This window comes from Nonomuraea mesophila (genome assembly GCF_004352805.1).
GTDB lineage: Bacteria > Actinomycetota > Actinomycetes > Streptosporangiales > Streptosporangiaceae > Nonomuraea > Nonomuraea longispora.
In genome coordinates, this window is record NZ_SMLD01000191.1 from 1 (window position 1) to 16,588 (window position 16,588).

The window sequence follows — 16,588 nt, forward strand, 5'->3', positions numbered from 1 at the left end:
CCGTCGCCCGCCCGCATCCCGTTCGCGGGTACGTCCGCGGTCTGGACCGCGCGTGCCGGGCGCGTCTGCGTGCCCGGGAGTCCGCGTGCCGGCGTGTCGGGACCGCCGGCTTCCGCGCAACCGGCATACGGCCACGCCGCACCTGACACCCGGCAGCGCACATCGCGGAGTCCGCGTCTGCCGACCCGTGGCCCGGGGCCGTGGTCCATGGGTCTGCGAGGTCCGGGTCTGCGGGGCCGTCGTTCGGCGGGTACGTCGTTCGGCGGGTACGTGGTGAAGCGTCAGCCGGCCATGTATCGGGTTCGTGCTCGGCCGTCCGTGCGCCAGGCGTCCGGACGCGTCTCCGGGCGCCGGACATACGAACGCCCGTACGGACGACGGCACGTGTCCTGGAGTCGATCACGCGGCCCGCATCGACCTGGTCGTCCTGTTCCCGGGCGTCCGTGCTCCGGGATCGTGCCCGCAACCTGGTGAGCTGCCGGCACGCTTCCCGGCGGCGTGCTTGCAGGGGTGGGGGACGCCGAGTGCCCGCATTCGTGGAAAGGGCGTCGATTCTCTGGTGACGCCTCTCCCGTCGAATGCGGGCACTCATTTTCTCGCAGGAGTACGTCGCTTTCAGCGGACCCCTACTGCGGCGCGGAAAGAATGCGCCACGGGCTCAGACCGTGAGCGAGCCGGTCACCTGAACCGGTCGTGGTCGAAGCGGTTGTGGTTGTGGTTCCGGTTGATGATGACGATCCGGATGCGGCCGTGGCCGTGGTGGTGGTGGCGGCGCCACTTGCCCCAGCGGCCCCAGCCCCAGCCGCAGCGGCGCTTGTGGCAGTGGCCGCCCGCCAGGACGGACGTGCCCGCGCTGACCTGGGTGGTGGCGGCGCTGGCAGCACTCGTGGTCGCGCCCGCGGCGACCACGCCACCGGTCAGCGCCGTGCTGACGGCGAGGCCTGCGATAACACTTTTGAGCTTGGGCATTGCGTTTTCCCCCTAAAGGATCGATTGCCCCGTTCTCTGCACACCCGGATTACCGGCAGCCACCGGATTTCCGGGCAGCAGCACGGAATCACCGCTAACGGCTCATCCGCAGTCTGCATATATCCGACACAATCGCCATCTAACGGGAATTAGCAAGCCTTTCCTAACCACAGACACCTACGTGGCCATTAAGCAATGCTGCGCGACAAAGAGAACCCGACCACCATCCGAACGACGACGGCGAGGGCCCCGCGGCTGATGCCGGCGGAACCCTCGCCAGGAATTGCCGTAACGAAGTGAGGAAATGCTGTTCGGGGACGGACCGTGCGAGAATTGCACGAGCCGTCCCCGAGGGCCGGAATTTCACCTGGTCGATTCCACTCCCCCGCGAGCGGAGACCGCACGTGAAAGACGACCGATCATTCCTGCGCCGTCCGGCGGGTCACCTTACTCTTCTGCGGCAGGAGTTGCGGTGATGGTGATCGTCGGAGTCGGAGTCGGCCGCGGGAACCTGTTGATGTTGCGGTTCCTGTTGTGCACCCTCACCTTCACCCGCAGCTTGTGGTGGTGGTGACGGCGCCATCCGCAGCGCCACCAGCCATGGCAGCCACCCGCGACCACGGAGGTGCCGGTGCTGACCTGGGTGGCGGCACCGGCGGCGGACGAGGTCGTCGCCGCACCAACGGCGACGACGCCGCCGGTCAGGGCCGTGCTGATGGCGAGGCCTGCGATAGCACTCTTGAGCTTGGGCATTGCGTTTTCCCCCTAAAGGATCGATTGCCCCGTTCTCGCGTTTCCCGATAAACAGAAAACAGTGTTGGACGCCTGCTGAAGAGTCATCCACGGAATGTCATTTCCGCCACGAGGTGAGACAAACAGCTATCGCCCCATTTTGCTAGGCATTAACAATGTTATTGCTTCCATTACACATTTATGCAATGAAATACCATGAATTATCCGTTATGTCCGAATTGGTGAACGATCATGACAGGGTCGCCGGCAGCCCGTGCGGACGGGCCGGCCGCTCCGCCGAAGCACTCATTCGGCGAACCGGCGGCAGCCTGCCGGCACAGGACGGTCCATCGGTGACGTCCCCAGGTGCCGGCTGGACTCGATCCCACGGCGGGTGCTAGGTGATGCCACGGCCGCGCGCGAAGGTGCGCGAGTGGGGACGGTCGTGGCCCTTGTCACCACGGCGGCTGGAACCCGGCCTGGCGGCGTCGCGGGACTGTGTGGGGAGCGAACAGGCGGGGATCGACCGCATCAGCGGTTCCAGCGCCAGGCTGTCGTGGACGCCGGGAGCGCTGATCGCGCGTCGGGCTCATCCAGCGGCCACACCCCGGCGGCTCTCGACCCCAGCCGGGGCGCGGGCTTACGCGGACTTGCGGGTCTTGCGCTTGGAAGCGGTCTTGTCCTCGTCCTTGGACTTGCCGCCTCCGGCCTTCTTCTGCTTGGCCGGAGCGCCTTCCCGTTCCTTCTTGGCCGCCTCGACGCTCGCCCTCAGCGCGGCCATGAGGTCCACGGCGGGGCCTTCCTCTTCCTCCTCGCGGGCGGCGACGACCTCCTTGCCCGCGACCTTCGCCTCGATGACCTCCTGCAGGGCCTCGCGGTAGGTGTCGTGGTACTCGCTCGGGTCGAAGTCGGACTCCATGGTGGTGATCAACGACTCGGCCATCTTGAGCTCCTGCGCGCGTACCTCGATGTCCTCCTCAAGGAAGGGGAAGTCGGGCGTGCGGATCTCGTCGGGCCAGAGCATCGTCTCCAGGACGAAGATGCCGTTCCTGACCCTCAGCGTGGCCAGCGACTCCCGCTGGCGCAGCGCCACCTTGACCACCGCCACCTGGCCCGAGCTCTCCAGGGCGTCGCGCAGCAGCACGTACGGCTTCGCCCCCTGCGCGTCCGGCTCCAGGTAGTACGACTTGGCGAAGTAGATGGGGTCGATCTGGTCCGCGGGGGCGAACTGGAGCACGTCGATCCGGCGTGAGGTGCTGAGCGGCAGTCCCTCGAAGTCCTCGTCGGTCAGCACGACCACCTCGCCGGTGGCCAGTTCGTACCCTTTGGCGATGTCGGAGTAGGGGACCTCTTCGCCGTCGACGGTGCACACGCGCTTGTACCGGATCCGCCCGCCGTCCTCGCGGTGCACCTGGTGGAAGGTCACGTCCTTCTGCTCGGTCGCCGAGTAGAGCTTGACCGGGATGGTGACCAGCCCGAAGGAGATCGCACCTTTCCAGATGCTGCGCATACGCAACTCCTCAGCACTCAACGGCCCACCGATGGGCACATACCCGTCATGGGGCAACCAATGCCATACCCGGTCGAACCAATGCTTGCCGTACCGGGAGAGCTGCCCTCCGATCGTGACATGTACGGGCTTGAGGTCAAGTGGGATGGCATCCGGGCTCTTGTCCACATCGAGGGCGGCGTACGGGTGACGGGGCGGCACGGGGTCGAGTACACGCGGCGATATCCGGAGATTCCGGGGTTCATTTCAGAGTTCGGGGTGAAGAACGCGATCATCGACGGCGAGGTCGTGGCACTGGACCCGAAGGGCAGGCCCAGCTTCGTCCGGCTGCAGCACCGGATGCACCAGACCGACCCGGAGCCCGCCGCGCTCAAGCGGCACCCCGTCACGTACATGCCGTTCGACCTGCTCTACCTCGACGGCATGCCGCTCTTCGACCTGCCCTACCGCGAGCGCCGCGCGCTCCTCGACGAGCTGGACGTCGGCGCGCCCCCGTGCTTCCCCGGCGACTCCGACCTGCTGGCGGCCACGTACGAGCAGGGCCTGGAAGGTGTGGTCGCCAAGCGGCTGGACGCGCCCTACCGGCCGGGCACCCGCTCCCCCTGGTGGGTCAAGGTCAAGAACCTGAGCACCAGGGAGGTGGTGATCGGCGGCTGGAAGCCCGGCAAGGGACGCCGGGCCGGCGGGATCGGCTCGCTGCTCATGGGCGTGTTCACCGACGCCGGGCTGATGTACGTGGGGCACGTCGGCACGGGGTTCACGGACGCCGTACTGGATGATCTCCACGACCGGCTGCGCCCGCTGGAGGTCGCGCGCAGCCCGTTCTGCAACGAGGTTCCGTGGCGGAATCGGTGGGTTAGGCCTGATCTCGTCGGGGAGGTGGCTTACACGATGTGGACCGACGAGCAGCGGCTGCGGCACCCCGTGTGGCGCGGGCTGCGCCCCGACAAGCTCCCCTCGGAGGTGACGCCATGAAGGTGCCGGTCAAGGTCGACGGGCGCGAGCTGGCGCTGAGCAACCTGGACAAGGTGCTCTATCCCGACTACGGCTTCACCAAGGCCGAGGTCATCGACTACTACAGCCGCATCGCCCCCGTCCTGCTGCCGCATCTCGCCGGCAGGCCCCTGACCGTCAAGCGGTTCCCGAACGGCGTCAGCGGCCAGTCCTTCTTCGAGAAGAACGCCCCCGAGCACACCCCCGACTGGGTCAGACGGGTCAACCTGCCCGCGCCCGGCAGCACCAAGAACCGCGAGAGCATCGACTTCGCCGTTGTCGAGGACCTGCCCACCCTCGTCTACTACGCCAACCTGGCCGCGCTCGAGCTGCATGTACCCCAGTGGCGCGTCGACGACGACGGGGAGGCGCTGCCGCCCGACACGCTCGTGTTCGACCTCGACCCGGGGCCGCCCGCCACGATCGTCGAGTGTTGCCGCGTGGCGCTGCTGCTCCGCGACGTGCTCGAGAACGAAGGGCTCGTCGCGGTGCCGAAGACCAGCGGTAACAAGGGCATGCAGCTGTACGCCGGCTGGGACTGCCGCGAGGAGCCGTCCGCCTTCGCCAAACGGCTGGCCCAGCTGCTGGAGAAGGAGCGGCCGAAGGAGATCGTCAGCGTGATGGCGAAGAAGGCCAGGCCGGGCAAGGTGTTCATCGACTGGAGCCAGAACAACCCGGCCAAGACGACCGTGGCGCCGTACTCGCTGCGGGCCAGGGAGCGGCCGACGGTCTCGACACCCCTGTTGTGGAAGGAGGTCGAGAGCTGCGAGCGTCCCGAGGAGCTGGTGTTCACGGCGCCTGACGTACTCGCCAGAGTGGAGAAACGCGGCGACCTTTTCAGCCGGGCGTAGTCTGGACGCGTCCACACCAAGAGGGGGACCACATGTCAGAGATGGACATCCGCGGGGACGAAACCTACGAGGCGGAGGACGAGCGCTCGATCGAGACGCCCGAGGCCGACGCCGCCGAGCAGCAGCGCGAGATCCGCCCCGTCGGCAGGCTGCGCAGCGAGCTGCCGCTCGACGTCGACCCCGCCGACGCGGCCGACCAGGACCGCGTCGTGGAGCTCGACGACGACGACGGCTATCGCTGAGCCGGCTCCACGGCGATGACCCTGCGCGAAGCCGGCTGGTCGGTGACCATCGTCACCGAGCGCTCGTCGACGCGCCCGTAGGATGTCCGCACAGCCCCGCTGAGAGACCTATGGAGACCCGCGTGACCGCAACCCCGGACGCGAAGCCCCGGGGCACCCGGCTGCCCCGACTCGCCCGACGCCGGCAGCTGCTGAGCGCCGCGCAGGAAGTGTTCGTCGAGAACGGCTATCACGCGGCCGCCATGGACGAGATCGCCGAGCGGGCAGGCGTCAGCAAGCCGGTGCTCTACCAGCACTTCCCCGGCAAGCTGGAGCTCTATCTGGCGCTGCTCGACCTCCACGTCGACGACATGGTCAACCGGTGCCGCGAGGCGCTGGCCTCCACCCAGGAGAACAAACTCCGGGTGCAGGCCACCTTCAGCGCGTTCTTCGACTTCGTCTCCACCCAGGGCGAGGCATTCCGGCTGGTCTTCGAGTCCGATCTGCGCAACGTCGCGCCGGTCCGTCAGCGGGTGGAGCGGTCGTTGCGGGAGTGCGCCGAGATGGTCAGCGCGGTCATCCAGGAGGACACCGGGTGCACCAGCGACGAGGCGCACCTGCTCGGTGTCGGCCTGGTCGGCATGGCGGAGGTGAGCGCCCGCTACTGGGTCACCACGCACGGCTCGATCCCGAAGGACGCGGCCGAGCAGCTCATGGCCCGGCTCGCCTGGCGCGGCATCAGCGGTTTTCCGCGTACGGCATAACCCGTTCGCTGGGCGCGATCAGCGGCGGTCGCCGCCGGTACGAACGGTCACCATGGGGAGTGAGCCAGCCCCGTCGACTAGGGAGCCAGGATGGAAGTCAAGATCGGCGTGCGTTCCGTGCACCGCGAGCTCGTTGTCGAAACCGACCTCACCGCCGAGCAGGTGGAGGAGGAGATCAGAAACGCGTTGTCGGTCGAGCGTGGTGTGTTCACCCTCACCGACAGCAAGGGCAGGCGCATCGTGGTGCCGGTCGCCGCGCTCGGCTTCATCGAGATCGGTGAGGACGAGTCGAGGCCGGTCGGCTTCGGCGGCACGCTCTAGAACCTGTGAGCGGGGTGCGGCGCACGCGCCGTGCCCCGGCGCAGGCACACCGCTCGCTTTCCTGGCTCGGCTCACCCCCTCGCCCGGGCGGCTCCTCCCAGGCGGGCGGTTCACCCTGGGCGGCTCACCTTCGGGCGGGGGGATTTCCGAACCGGCAGCCCCTGGGCCTGCGCGGCCGGGGCACGGTGTGCCGCCTCGGCTCCGTGGCCGGGCAGACGGCGCTCTGTCTCCGCAACACTGCCCGCGGAGTCCAGCTTTCCGGCCTGCATCTCGTCGAGATCGTACGGTAGCGGCGCGAGGCCCTCATGACTGGCACGGTACAACCGTTGCGTGCCCGCGCGCCGCCCGATGCCGACAACGCGCCTGACCTAAAGGCCCATGGCCGCCATCCGTTTGTTGTGAGCCTCGGTCAGTTTCGCGAAAAGTCGGGATATGTCCGTGTGGCCCTCGCCGGCCGACTCCATCAGCAGCAGCGCCAGCTCCGGCCGCGCCGAGGCCACCTGCTGCCCCTGGCTGAGCGCCTCGCCGACGAGCCGCCGCGCCCACAGCGCCAGCCGCCCGCTCACCGCCGGATCGGCCTGGATGCCCGCCCGCACCCCTTCCACCGCGAACTTCGACCGTCCCTCGTCCACCAGCACCTCATCGACCAGCTTGGCGATCGACGGGTCGAGGTGCCTGGCCGCCTCCCGGTAGAAGTCGAGCGCGATGCCGTCGCCCACGTACGTCTTGACCAGCGCCTGCAACCAGTCGGCCGGCCGGGTCTGCGCGTGCCAGGCGTCCAGCGCCGCGACGAACGGCGACATCGCCTCCGCGGGATCGGCGCCCAGCTCGGCCAGCCGGTCGCGCAGCAGGCGGAAATGGGCGAACTCGGTGACGGCGAGCTCGCTGAGCGCCGCCCGGTCGGTGAGAGAGGGCGCGAGGGACGCGGCGTCCTCGGTCATTCGCGCGTAGGCGCTCAACTCCGCGTAGGCCAGCACACCGAGCAGATCGACGACTCCAGGAGACTCCTTCATGGATGGCAGCGTACTTTGCGGGGCTCATGGAATCTTCGGGAACATATGCAAGCTCGGCCAGCGTTGTGGTATCGAGTACACTGCTCTGTGAAAGTGCGACCGCACTGTGTAAATTCGGGGGGTTTCCCCCGATTGACCCCCGTTCCCCGGGTGCGCGGTCGCTGATGACGCGAGAGGGCTGGCTCTACCGCGAGGACCCACGACACGGGGGCTGTTTTCCGCCCGTCGGTCCCGGCAGGCCCGCCTTCATTTGAGACTGAGGCAGGCCACGCTGACGACTTTCCGAGACCTCGGAGTCACACCAGAGATCGCCGATGCCCTTGAGACCGAGGGCATCGTCGCACCGTTTCCCATCCAGGAAATGGCACTCCCGCTCGCACTGAGCGGCCAGGACCTCATCGGCCAGGCACGCACGGGCACGGGAAAGACCTACGCGTTCGGCATCGCCATGCTCCAGGGCATCGGCAAGCCGCGCAAGAACCGCAAGAAGCCGCGCGGGCTGGTCGTCGTACCGACCCGCGAGCTGGCCGTCCAGGTCAGCGAAGACCTCGTCACCGCCGCGGGCAAGCTCGGTTCCCGGGTTCTGACCGTTTACGGCGGGCGGGCCTACGAGCCGCAGATCGAGGCGCTCAAGGCCGGGGTCGACGTCATCGTCGGCACCCCGGGCCGCCTGCTCGACCTGGTCAAGCAGAAGCATCTCGACCTGTCCCAGGTCACCACCCTCGTGCTCGACGAGGCCGACCGGATGCTCGACCTCGGCTTCCTGCCCGACATCGAGCGGATCTTCAAACTGATCCCGGCGCAACGGCAGACGATGTTGTTCTCGGCCACCATGCCGGGCGAGATCGTCGCGCTGTCGCGCAAATACCTCAACCGCCCGACGCACGTACGCGCCGAACTCGAAAGCGGCGAGGGCGAGACCACGCCGCTGACCCGCCAGCTCGTCTGGCGCGTGCACCGCATGGACAAGATCGAGATCCTCGGCCGGCTGCTGCAGGCCGAGGGCCGCGGGCTCACCATGGTCTTCTGCGAGACCAAGCGCGCCTGCGACATGGTCGCCGAGCAGCTCGACACGCGTGGTTTCGCGGTCGCGGCCGTGCACGGCGACCTCGGTCAGGGCCAGCGGGAGCAGGCGCTGCGGGCCTTCCGCAACGGCAAGATCGACGTGCTGGTCGCCACCGACGTGGCGGCCCGCGGCATCGACATCGACGACGTCACCCACGTGGTCAACTACGACTGCCCCACCGACGACAAGACCTACGTGCACCGCATCGGCCGCACCGGCCGGGCCGGGCGCACGGGCATCTCGGTCACGTTCGTGGAGTGGGAGGAGCTGACCCGCTGGAAGATGATCAACCAGATGCTCGGGCTCGACTTCGCCGAGCCCGAGGAGACCTACTCCACCTCACCGCACGTCTACACCGAGCTCGACATCCCCGAGGGCACCAAAGGCGTCCTGCCGCACGGAAGCCGCTCGCGCGCGGGGCTGTCGGCGGAGCGCATCGAGGACCTCGGTGAGACCGGCAGGATCCGCGGGCGTGGCGGACGCCGCCGCGACGAGCGCGAGGAACGCCCAGCCCGCACGCCGCGCCAGCGCCGCCGCACCCGCGGCGGGCGAGAGCTGGCGGAGACCGCACCCGCCGAGACGACGGAGGCCGAGACCGTGAAGAGCCAGACGGAGGAGACTCCAGCGATCTTCTCGGCGGACGAGGTCCAGGCCGCCGAGCCGAAGCGGGGCCGTTCCCGCAGGGGCGCGGCGTCCACGGCGATCGAGCAGGCGCTGGCCGAGGCTCCGGAGGCGCCGGCCAAGCCCGCGCGCTCGCGCCGGTCCGCCAAGTCCGAGGGCGACTCCGGTTCCGCACCGGACACTCGTAACGGCTCGACGCCCGAGCCCGAGGCCGCGCCGGTCGCTCCCGTGGCGCCCGTCGCCCGGCCTGAGCCGGCGACGCACGCGGCGGCCGAGCCGGAGCCGAGCTTCCTGTCGACGCCGCCGCCACCGGCGCGCAAGGAGCCCGACCGCATCATCCCGCCCAGCCCGTTCACGGTGATCTTCCAGTCGCCCGACCTGGCCACGGACGACGACGACATCGCCCCGTCCGCGGCGACCGAGCGCAAGCAGCAGCGGCGCGGGCCCCGTGGAGGCAACGGGGGTGGCGGCAACCGCCGCCGCGTCGGCTGACCCCGGCGGCTGACACGGCGGGCGAAAGCGCGCACCCCGAACGGGTGCGCGCTTTTCCATGCGCGGAGACGGTCCCCGGACGGCTGTCCGGCACGAGTCCGTACGGACGGCTCTCGCGCGGCGGGCCGTGAGGGCCTCTGCGCGTGGCGCGGCCGCCCGGTGACCCGATGAGCCCGTCCACGTACGCGGGCGACCCCACGACCCGCTCAGCGCCCGGCACGGGGATGTGGGGGGACGGCCCCCGGTTCCCGTTCCCCGGAACTCGCACCGGCGTCCTGGCCATGGCGGTGTCGAGGCGCTGACCTCTGGGTATTGTTGCCCCACGTGAGTACGCCGCGATTCCTCGACCTGCCGCCTGGCGTCGCACCACAGAAGACGGAAACGCCACAGGGCACGTTCGCGGTCCTGGAGGCGGTTCCGGTCAGTGGTGTGATCGAGCGCTGGCCCGCGCTCCTGGTCCCCGGCCTGACGGGCAGCAAGGAGGACTTCATCGCGGTCCTGATGACGCTGGCCCAGTCCGGCCGCCGGGTGGTGGCCGTCGATCTGCGCGGACAGTACGAAACTCCGGGCCCCGCCGACCCCACGGCCTACACCTGCGCCGCGCTGGGCTCCGACATCGACGCGCTGGCCCAGGTCGTCGGCGGCGGCGAGCCCGTGCACCTGGTGGGCCACTCCTTCGGCGGGCTGGTGGCCAGGGAGGCGGTGATCGACGGGGTGACGAAGTTCGCGTCGTTCACGCTGATGAGCTCGGGCCCCGGGCCCATCGAGGGCCGCCGGGCACGCAACGCCAGGAAGATCACCGAAGAGGTGCCCACGCTGGGCCTCGAGCATCTGTGGCATCACAGGTTCGAGCCGGAGGCGCTGGCCGCCGACGTGTCCGACGACATCAGGGAGTTCCTGCACAAGCGGCTGGTCAGCAACTCGCCGACCGGCCTGTCGCGGATGGCCGAGCAGGTGCTGACCGTGCGCGACCGCACCGACGAGCTGCGCCAGATCGAGCTGCCCACGCTCGTCCTGTTCGGCGAGCACGACGACGGGTGGCCGCCGGAGGCGCAGTCGGAGATGGCGGCCAGGCTCGGAGCCGACTCCGTGGTCCTGCCGGGCGCCGTGCACTCCCCCGCCGTGGAGGCGCCGGAGACGACGGCCGCGGCGCTGGTGAGGTTCTGGAACGCGGCCGAGAAGCATTACTTGGACACGAGGTCCAGCGCCGTGTAATTCTGCGTTCACCATGGGGGCGTGGCAAAACTCCGATTTCCAGGACGACCCTTTCGGCCGCCTGCGCCGCACCGCCGACTTCGTGGGCCGCGTGACGTTCGGCAGCCCGGAGGAGGCCGGCGAGATCGGCAGGCGGGTGCGCGGCACGGCATCCAAGGGCGTTCAGGCTGGCGTTGACATCCTCCCTCTCGTGAACGAGGGGGATTCTCACGGTCGCCCGTGAGGGGTTCCTGCTTCATCGCCGGTTGCCCGTCCGAGAGGACTCTCGTTGAGGTCTGACACCAGCTCCACAGGCGTTTCAGCTCTCCGTCAGCCCGGCGGCGAGCACGTTCCTGGCCGCGTTCACGTCCCGGTCATGGACCGCGCCGCAGGCGCACATCCACTCCCGGACGTTCAGCGGCATCGTCTCCTGCAGGGCCCCGCACGCCGAGCACAGCTTGGAGGAGGGGAACCAGCGGTCCACCGCCACGAGCGTGCGCCCGTACCAGGCGGCCTTGTACTCCAGCATGCCGCGCATCTCCCGCCAGGAGGCGTCGGAGATGGCGCGGGCCAGGCTGCGGATGTTGCGGGCTTCCAGGGAGCGGCTCGGCGCCGCCGGTTACGACGTGAGCAGAGGCCTCAGGGGACTGACCGGTCCGGGCTAGTCGGCGAGCCCGTCCCAGGGGCGGCGCTCGGGCCCGGCGGCCTGCCCCTCGGGGCAGTGGCGGCGGAAGTCGCACCAGGAGCAGATCGGCCCGGGCGTGGGCGCGAACATCTCATCCACCTCCGGCGGGACGGCGGCGGGCCCAGTGGTGGGTCTGGTGGTGGACGCTGCGGGCGGGCGTTCCGCGGGTCTGCGCGGGGGCGCGCCCACGACGTCGCGGTAACGCTCGTCGGCCTCGGCGGCCTCGCTCGCGATCTCCTCCGCGCGGCGCAGGTGGCGGGTGAGCGACTCCTCGGTGTGCCGCCACTGCACGATCTCGCCGGTCGGCAGGTGGTGGAGCTCGACCGTGCGGCAGGGCGTGCGCATCATGGTGGAGGCGGCGATGGCGTACGCGGCCAGGGCGAGCGACGAACGGGCGTCGTCCTGGGTGAGCGGGCGGCGGCCGGTTTTGTAGTCGACCACGACGAGTTCGTCGCCGCGCCGGTCGAGCCGGTCGATGCGGCCGGACAGGGCGACGACCTTGGTGCGGGTGGCGACCGTGCGTTCGACGCCGACCGGATCGTCAGAAGGATCTAACGTCGCGACATATCCGGACACGAGGTCGCGGGCGCGCCCCAGCCACCGGCCCGACTGCTCCGCGTCCCTGAACCCCTCGGTGATCCACCCGTTCGTGAGGAGCACGGCCGCCGTCAGCGGGGTCCTGCGTTCGTACGGCTCCCGCCACCAGCCCGCCAGCGCGTTGTGCACGCTCGCCCCGACGCTGTTGTGCGCCCAGGCGGGACCCTTGGACGGCTGCGGCCGGTCCAGGTAGGTGAACCGGTAGCGGCGGCGGCAGTCGAGCCAGGCGTTCAGCCGCGACGGCGTGCAGGAGTAGAGCCGCCGCGGCATCCCTTCCAGCGGAAGCTGCGTGTTCATCCGTTCCCGCCCCGCGAGGGCGGCGGGCGGAACCGGCCCACCCTGTTCATGGCCTCACTCGTTGCCGGGACCGAGGCGGATGCCGGAGATCTTGGTGCCGTCGGTGAGCGGGCCGTCGTCTGCCGGCTCGGTGTCGACGCGGGTCAGCGACCCGGACACCCAGTCGTCGAAGTGCGGCTCCAGGTCGCCGACCGTGACCTCGTCGCCGTGGGCGGCCAGGATCCGCGTCTCGCCGGGCAGCGTGAACAGCCGCCCGCCGATCGAGGTCAGCTGGTCGGCCAGTGCGGGATATTCGCCGCCCAGCTTGCCGGGGCCGTCGGCCTGCAGGGCCTTGCCGGTGAACACGGCTCCGAGCCCCTCGCAGTAGAGCGACACGCCGCCGGGCGAGACGCCAGGGGTCTCCATGACGTCGAGCTGGACGTCGGCCACCTCGAAGACGCCGTCGTCCTCCATGTCGATGTCAGGCCAGGTCTCCGACCAGGTCTCCCGCCACAGCGGCTTGTCCTTGGGGTGCAGGGCGACGACGGCCTCGTCTCTGCTGGCCACCTCGATGGAGGCGCCGACGTGGTCGGGCAGGCCCGCCGTGCAGATGACGGCCAGCACCTCCCGCTCGCCGACCTGCTCAAGGATCTTCTCGGCGTCACGCGCCGCGTCGATGACGATCACTTCGTCGTCGTCACCCACGATCCAGGTGTTGTTCTCGACCTTGTGCTCGGTGCCGTCGATGTCGACGACGCCCTCGGTCACCACTCGCTCGATACGCGCTGTCACGTCTCCGAACTCTAGCCCGTCTACAGGAGAGCGCGAATCGCCGTTGGCCGTCCTAGGTGTCGAGGCGGGGAGAGAACGCACCGAAAGGGACATCCAGGTCGTGATCCCGCGCGTCGATCAGCGATAGTTCGGACAACGCGATGAGGCAACCGGCATCGGCCGGCCAGATGATCGTCCACAGCCAGTTGCCCAGCGCCTCGCCTGCGTAGACGGCGCGGTCGGCCTGCCCGCTCACGCACCACAGGGCGGTGGGGTGGCCGAGCACCTGAATTTTGGCGTTCGGCGGGCCGGCGTCGAACCCCGCCCCCGGGTCGGGGCCGTCGAGCCCGGCGTAGGCCGCCCCCAGCCCGATGCCCGGCTCCTCCGCGATGACGAGCAGGTCGGCAGGTCCTTCAGTGAGCGAGGGCCCGCTCAGCGCCACCACGCTGGCGCGGGCGCCGGTGCGCTGGTCGCCCACCTCGCCGAAGCCGGTCACCAGCCACCCGGCCGGCAACGGCCAGGGCAGCCACACGGGGACGACGGAGCTCTTGCGGATGGCCTCCAGCGCCGTACCGGTCGGCGGCCACGGAGGCTGGTAGGGCAGGACATCCCCGTGCGTGTCGCATCGATACGCACTCGACCAGGCGCTCGGCTCGTGAAGCCGGCCAAAACACCGTGGGCAGGTTGCAGCCGCTCTCACAGCTACCCACGGTGCTTCCTGTCGCGGCGTTGCGTCAAGGGCACTTCTCGTTATCTCGTCGTAATCTTGGTCATGTGCGCGTAAATTGCGTTGGTGCGGTGATTTTCGATGCTGATGACCGAATTCTCCTTGTGCAGCGTGGACATCCGCCCGGCATGGGCCTGTGGTCCGTCCCCGGAGGCAGGCTGGAACCCGGTGAGAGCGACGCCGCAGGCCTGCGGCGCGAGGTCATGGAGGAGACGGGACTGCACGTGGAGGTCGGCCGCCTGGCCGGCACGGTGGAACGCCCAGGACCGAGCGGGGTCACGTACGTGATCCGCGACTATCTCGCGGCCGTCACCGGCGGGACCCCAGCGGCCGGGGACGACGCCGCCGACGTGCGGTGGTGCGGCACGGACGAGCTGGCCCGGCTGCCGCTCACGGAGGGCCTGCTCGACACGCTGACCGGCTGGGGGGTGCTGCCCCGCTGAGCGAGGCGCCCGCACCCCTACCTGCTGGCCGACAGGCTGGAGGTCCACAGGATCAGATGGTCGGCGTTGTACGTCGTGGACCGGCCGAGCGCCACGACCTCCGCGCGCGAGACCGCCACCGCCGACAACCACTGCATGCCCTGCCCCGCCAGCCGGTCCTTCGTCAGCGCCATCCGGTTCCACGACAGGCCGTCCTGCGAGGTCCAGGCCGCGCTGTCGCCCTGGCCGGGAGCGCCGTGCCAGCCGACCGCCACCAGGCCCTCATCGGCCGCCGCCAGGTCGTAGACCGCCGCCGCCTGCTCCGCGGGCAGCCAGGCCGTACGCCACGTGGCGCCGTCGTCGTCGGAGGCCGCCGCGAACGCCCGCCGCGCGCCGTCGACCAGCGCCGTGCCGATCGCCACCAGCTTGCCCTGGTACGAGGTGACCCGCCGGAGCCCGGCCGAGGTGGCGTCGGGCGGGGACACCGGATCGCGGGCGGTCCAGTTGACTCCGTCGTCCGAATGCCACACGACGCTGTTCTCCTGGTCGGCCGCGCCCGAGCCGCCCACGGCCACGAAGCCGTCCGAGCTGGCGACCGCGTCGTGGATGCGCACGCCTGAGCCGCCCTGCGGCAGCTTGTCCGACCTGGTGAACTTGCGCAGGTCAGGAGTGAACCACAGGGCCGCCCGCGTCACGCCCGCCTGGTCCTTGGACTCGCCCGCGAGCACGTACCCCTGGTCGCCGGACGTCACCACGTGCGTCGTCAGGGAGGGATGGTCCCGCTCGCGGGCCAGGTCGCCGGAGACCTCGATCCGCTTCCAGCTCTCGCCGTCGGCGGAGGTCACGAGGAGAGGGTCGGTGACGGCGACGTTCGTCTCGGTGGCGCCGACCGCCAGCCAGCCCCGCTCCCCGTGCGCGACGTCCTCCAGCGACTGCCTGCCCGGCCCGCCGAGGCTCATCGACTTCCAGTTCTGCCAGTTCTTGATCGTCCACAGGCCGGCGTCGCCGGATGCCGCGCCGACGGCGACGTACCTGCCGGAGAAGCTGGTCAGCGCGGTCGTCTCGCGCGCGATCCGCGCCAGGCCCTCGACCTCGCCGAGCTTGACGCGCGTCGCCTCGCCGCGCGCGGGCGCGGCCATGAGCACGAGCTGGTTGTCGACGTCGGACGCCGCCTGGTCGCCGCCCGCGAACAGGGTGCCGGCGTCGGAGATCGTGAACCCGCGCAACGTCGCACCGCGCAGGTCCGCGAAATCCGCCCGCTTGTCCCAGTCGCTGCCGTTCGTACTGGTCAGCACGGTGTACTTGCCGAGGCCCGCCTGCGTGATCGCCGCGACGCCGGACTTGTGGGAGATCAGCGACTCCACGCCGGGGCTCTCGCCGCTCAGACCTCCGATGGTGCCGCACTGCTTCCACTGCGCCCCCGTAGGGGAGCAGTAGACGCGTACGTCTCCCGTGACCGTGCGCTGCCGCGTCGGCACCAGGACGAACTGCTTGGGCAGCAGGCCAAGCGTGCCGGTACGCGGCAGGGCCTCGGGGAGCTGGAAGCCGGTCGCCTGCCAGTGACGCCCGCCGTCGGCCGAGCGCAGCACCCGCGATCCCTCGCCGACCGCGGGTTGCCCGATGGCCACGACCGTGTCGCCCTTGGCCACCACGGCTCTGATCTCGCGTACTTCCAGCCCCCTTGTCTCGACGCGCTCCCAGCGGGCGCCGTCGTCCGAGCGCCAGGCCGCGGCCCCGGACCCGCCGTCCTCCCCCGTCGTACGCCCCACCGCGACGAACCCGGAGGCCGTACGCGCGATGTCGTGGATGTGGTCACCGGCACGGAACGCGTCAGGGCCCGGCCGCTCGACGGCGGTCCAGCTGAACCCGTCGGTGCTGGTCCACAGGCCGCGCTCGCCCGACGAGCCGTCGCCGCCGCTGGCCAGCCAGCGCCCGTCGCCGCCGACCACCCGCTGGACCGTGGGTGTGGAGACGCCGCTCACCTGGCCGAGCTGCCAGGTCCTGCCTCCGTCCGGCGAGAACAGGAACAGGGGGCGCGGCGTGGGGCTCGTCGTGTCGCTGCCGACCGCCACCACCGCGCGGCCCGCCGAGGCCATGTCGTTGAGCTTCTGGTTGACGCCGTCGCCGGCCGCGGGAACGGTGAACAGTTCGTCGCCCGAACGGCCCGTACCCGCCTCCAGGCGCAGGCCGGGGGTCTCCTCGCCGCTCCACTGCCACACGAGCACCCCGGCGGCCACGAGGACCGCCGCGGCCACGGACAACACGATGGGGGTCACCCTGCTGCCGCGGCGTACGGGGCCGGCCCTGCGCATGGCTGCCGGGGCCGGGCCCCTGTGGTGTCTGCCGCTCGATCCCTGGGGGCG

The 16,588-nt window shown here is 70.2% G+C and carries 18 protein-coding genes and 1 pseudogene; 10 read left to right on the forward strand and 9 right to left on the reverse strand.

Annotated features, from left to right (window positions below):
* Nucleotides 1–678: 678 nt before the first annotated feature.
* From E1295_RS41185 to ku, 3 genes are all read right to left on the reverse strand, one after another.
* Complete coding sequence (locus E1295_RS41185; RefSeq protein ID WP_132639622.1) at nucleotides 679–969, reverse strand: hypothetical protein; 291 nt, start codon at nucleotides 967–969, stop codon at nucleotides 679–681.
* A 447-nt stretch (nucleotides 970–1,416) separates the two neighbouring features.
* Nucleotides 1,417–1,722, reverse strand: coding sequence for a hypothetical protein (locus tag E1295_RS41190; RefSeq protein WP_132639624.1), 306 nt, complete (start codon nucleotides 1,720–1,722; stop codon nucleotides 1,417–1,419).
* 619 nt (nucleotides 1,723–2,341) lie between these two features.
* Nucleotides 2,342–3,211 carry a non-homologous end joining protein Ku gene (ku, locus tag E1295_RS41195; RefSeq protein WP_132639626.1) on the reverse strand — a complete coding sequence of 290 codons (870 nt, stop codon included), beginning with the start codon at nucleotides 3,209–3,211 and terminating at the stop codon, nucleotides 2,342–2,344.
* A 120-nt stretch (nucleotides 3,212–3,331) separates the two neighbouring features.
* On the opposite strand from ku, the gene ligD (E1295_RS41200) reads away from it, so the two are divergent.
* From ligD (E1295_RS41200) to E1295_RS41220, 5 genes are all read left to right on the forward strand, one after another.
* A complete protein-coding gene (gene ligD, locus E1295_RS41200) occupies nucleotides 3,332–4,186 on the forward strand; it encodes a non-homologous end-joining DNA ligase (protein WP_246080989.1) in 855 nt (284 codons plus the stop codon).
* The gene (gene ligD, locus E1295_RS41205) at nucleotides 4,183–5,055 is read left to right on the forward strand and encodes a non-homologous end-joining DNA ligase (protein ID WP_132639630.1); all 873 of its coding nucleotides are present in this window, start codon (nucleotides 4,183–4,185) and stop codon (nucleotides 5,053–5,055) included. Before ligD (E1295_RS41200) ends, ligD (E1295_RS41205) begins: the two co-directional genes overlap by 4 nt.
* A 32-nt stretch (nucleotides 5,056–5,087) precedes the next feature.
* Nucleotides 5,088–5,297, forward strand: a complete 210-nt coding sequence (locus E1295_RS41210) for a hypothetical protein (protein WP_246080991.1) — start codon at nucleotides 5,088–5,090, stop codon at nucleotides 5,295–5,297.
* 122 nt (nucleotides 5,298–5,419) lie between these two features.
* Nucleotides 5,420–6,040: a TetR/AcrR family transcriptional regulator gene (locus E1295_RS41215; RefSeq protein ID WP_166427663.1), complete on the forward strand. Its 621-nt coding sequence runs from the start codon at nucleotides 5,420–5,422 to the stop codon at nucleotides 6,038–6,040.
* Nucleotides 6,041–6,130: 90 nt separating this feature from the next.
* Nucleotides 6,131–6,361 carry a DUF3107 domain-containing protein gene (locus E1295_RS41220; protein WP_132639634.1) on the forward strand — a complete coding sequence of 77 codons (231 nt, stop codon included), beginning with the start codon at nucleotides 6,131–6,133 and terminating at the stop codon, nucleotides 6,359–6,361.
* A gap of 368 nt (nucleotides 6,362–6,729) precedes the next feature.
* On the opposite strand, the gene E1295_RS41225 is transcribed toward E1295_RS41220, so the two are convergent.
* Entirely contained in the window at nucleotides 6,730–7,374 is a 645-nt protein-coding gene (locus E1295_RS41225; protein ID WP_132639636.1) for a ferritin-like fold-containing protein, read from the reverse strand.
* 361 nt (nucleotides 7,375–7,735) lie between these two features.
* On the opposite strand from E1295_RS41225, the gene E1295_RS41230 reads away from it, so the two are divergent.
* The 3 genes from E1295_RS41230 (at nucleotide 7,736) to E1295_RS52710 (ending at nucleotide 10,991) form a co-directional block, all read left to right on the forward strand.
* Nucleotides 7,736–9,553: a DEAD/DEAH box helicase gene (locus E1295_RS41230; RefSeq protein WP_220449145.1), complete on the forward strand. Its 1,818-nt coding sequence runs from the start codon at nucleotides 7,736–7,738 to the stop codon at nucleotides 9,551–9,553.
* Nucleotides 9,554–9,877: 324 nt separating this feature from the next.
* Complete coding sequence (locus E1295_RS41235) at nucleotides 9,878–10,768, forward strand: alpha/beta fold hydrolase (protein WP_132639638.1); 891 nt, start codon at nucleotides 9,878–9,880, stop codon at nucleotides 10,766–10,768.
* A gap of 13 nt (nucleotides 10,769–10,781) precedes the next feature.
* Entirely contained in the window at nucleotides 10,782–10,991 is a 210-nt protein-coding gene (locus E1295_RS52710) for an oxygenase MpaB family protein (protein WP_425465397.1), read from the forward strand.
* A gap of 81 nt (nucleotides 10,992–11,072) precedes the next feature.
* Here E1295_RS52710 and E1295_RS41245 read toward each other — a convergent pair.
* Nucleotides 11,073–11,327: pseudogene (locus E1295_RS41245) on the reverse strand (RNA-guided endonuclease TnpB family protein); the annotation flags it as partial.
* Here E1295_RS41245 and E1295_RS49400 point away from each other — a divergent pair.
* On the forward strand, nucleotides 11,275–11,412 hold the full coding sequence (locus E1295_RS49400; RefSeq protein ID WP_166427664.1) for a hypothetical protein: 138 nt from the start codon (nucleotides 11,275–11,277) through the stop codon (nucleotides 11,410–11,412). The pseudogene E1295_RS41245 and the gene E1295_RS49400 sit on opposite strands and share 53 nt — an antisense overlap.
* On the opposite strand, the gene E1295_RS41250 is transcribed toward E1295_RS49400, so the two are convergent.
* From E1295_RS41250 to E1295_RS41260, 3 genes are read right to left on the reverse strand one after another with little or no spacing between them, the layout of a single operon-like run.
* Entirely contained in the window at nucleotides 11,409–12,326 is a 918-nt protein-coding gene (locus E1295_RS41250) for a RecB family exonuclease (RefSeq protein ID WP_132639640.1), read from the reverse strand. The genes E1295_RS49400 and E1295_RS41250 overlap by 4 nt on opposite strands.
* Before the next feature lie 54 nt (nucleotides 12,327–12,380).
* The gene (locus E1295_RS41255; protein WP_166427665.1) at nucleotides 12,381–13,097 is read right to left on the reverse strand and encodes an MBL fold metallo-hydrolase; all 717 of its coding nucleotides are present in this window, start codon (nucleotides 13,095–13,097) and stop codon (nucleotides 12,381–12,383) included.
* Nucleotides 13,098–13,149: 52 nt separating this feature from the next.
* Complete coding sequence (locus E1295_RS41260; protein WP_166427666.1) at nucleotides 13,150–13,776, reverse strand: DUF6758 family protein; 627 nt, start codon at nucleotides 13,774–13,776, stop codon at nucleotides 13,150–13,152.
* 74 nt (nucleotides 13,777–13,850) lie between these two features.
* Between E1295_RS41260 and E1295_RS41265 the strand changes: the two genes are divergently transcribed.
* A complete protein-coding gene (locus tag E1295_RS41265; RefSeq protein ID WP_132639642.1) occupies nucleotides 13,851–14,246 on the forward strand; it encodes an NUDIX hydrolase in 396 nt (131 codons plus the stop codon).
* 17 nt (nucleotides 14,247–14,263) lie between these two features.
* Here E1295_RS41265 and E1295_RS41270 read toward each other — a convergent pair.
* Nucleotides 14,264–16,588, reverse strand: a 2,325-nt coding sequence (locus E1295_RS41270) for a WD40/YVTN/BNR-like repeat-containing protein (protein ID WP_220449146.1), incomplete at its 5' end; no start/stop codon positions are given.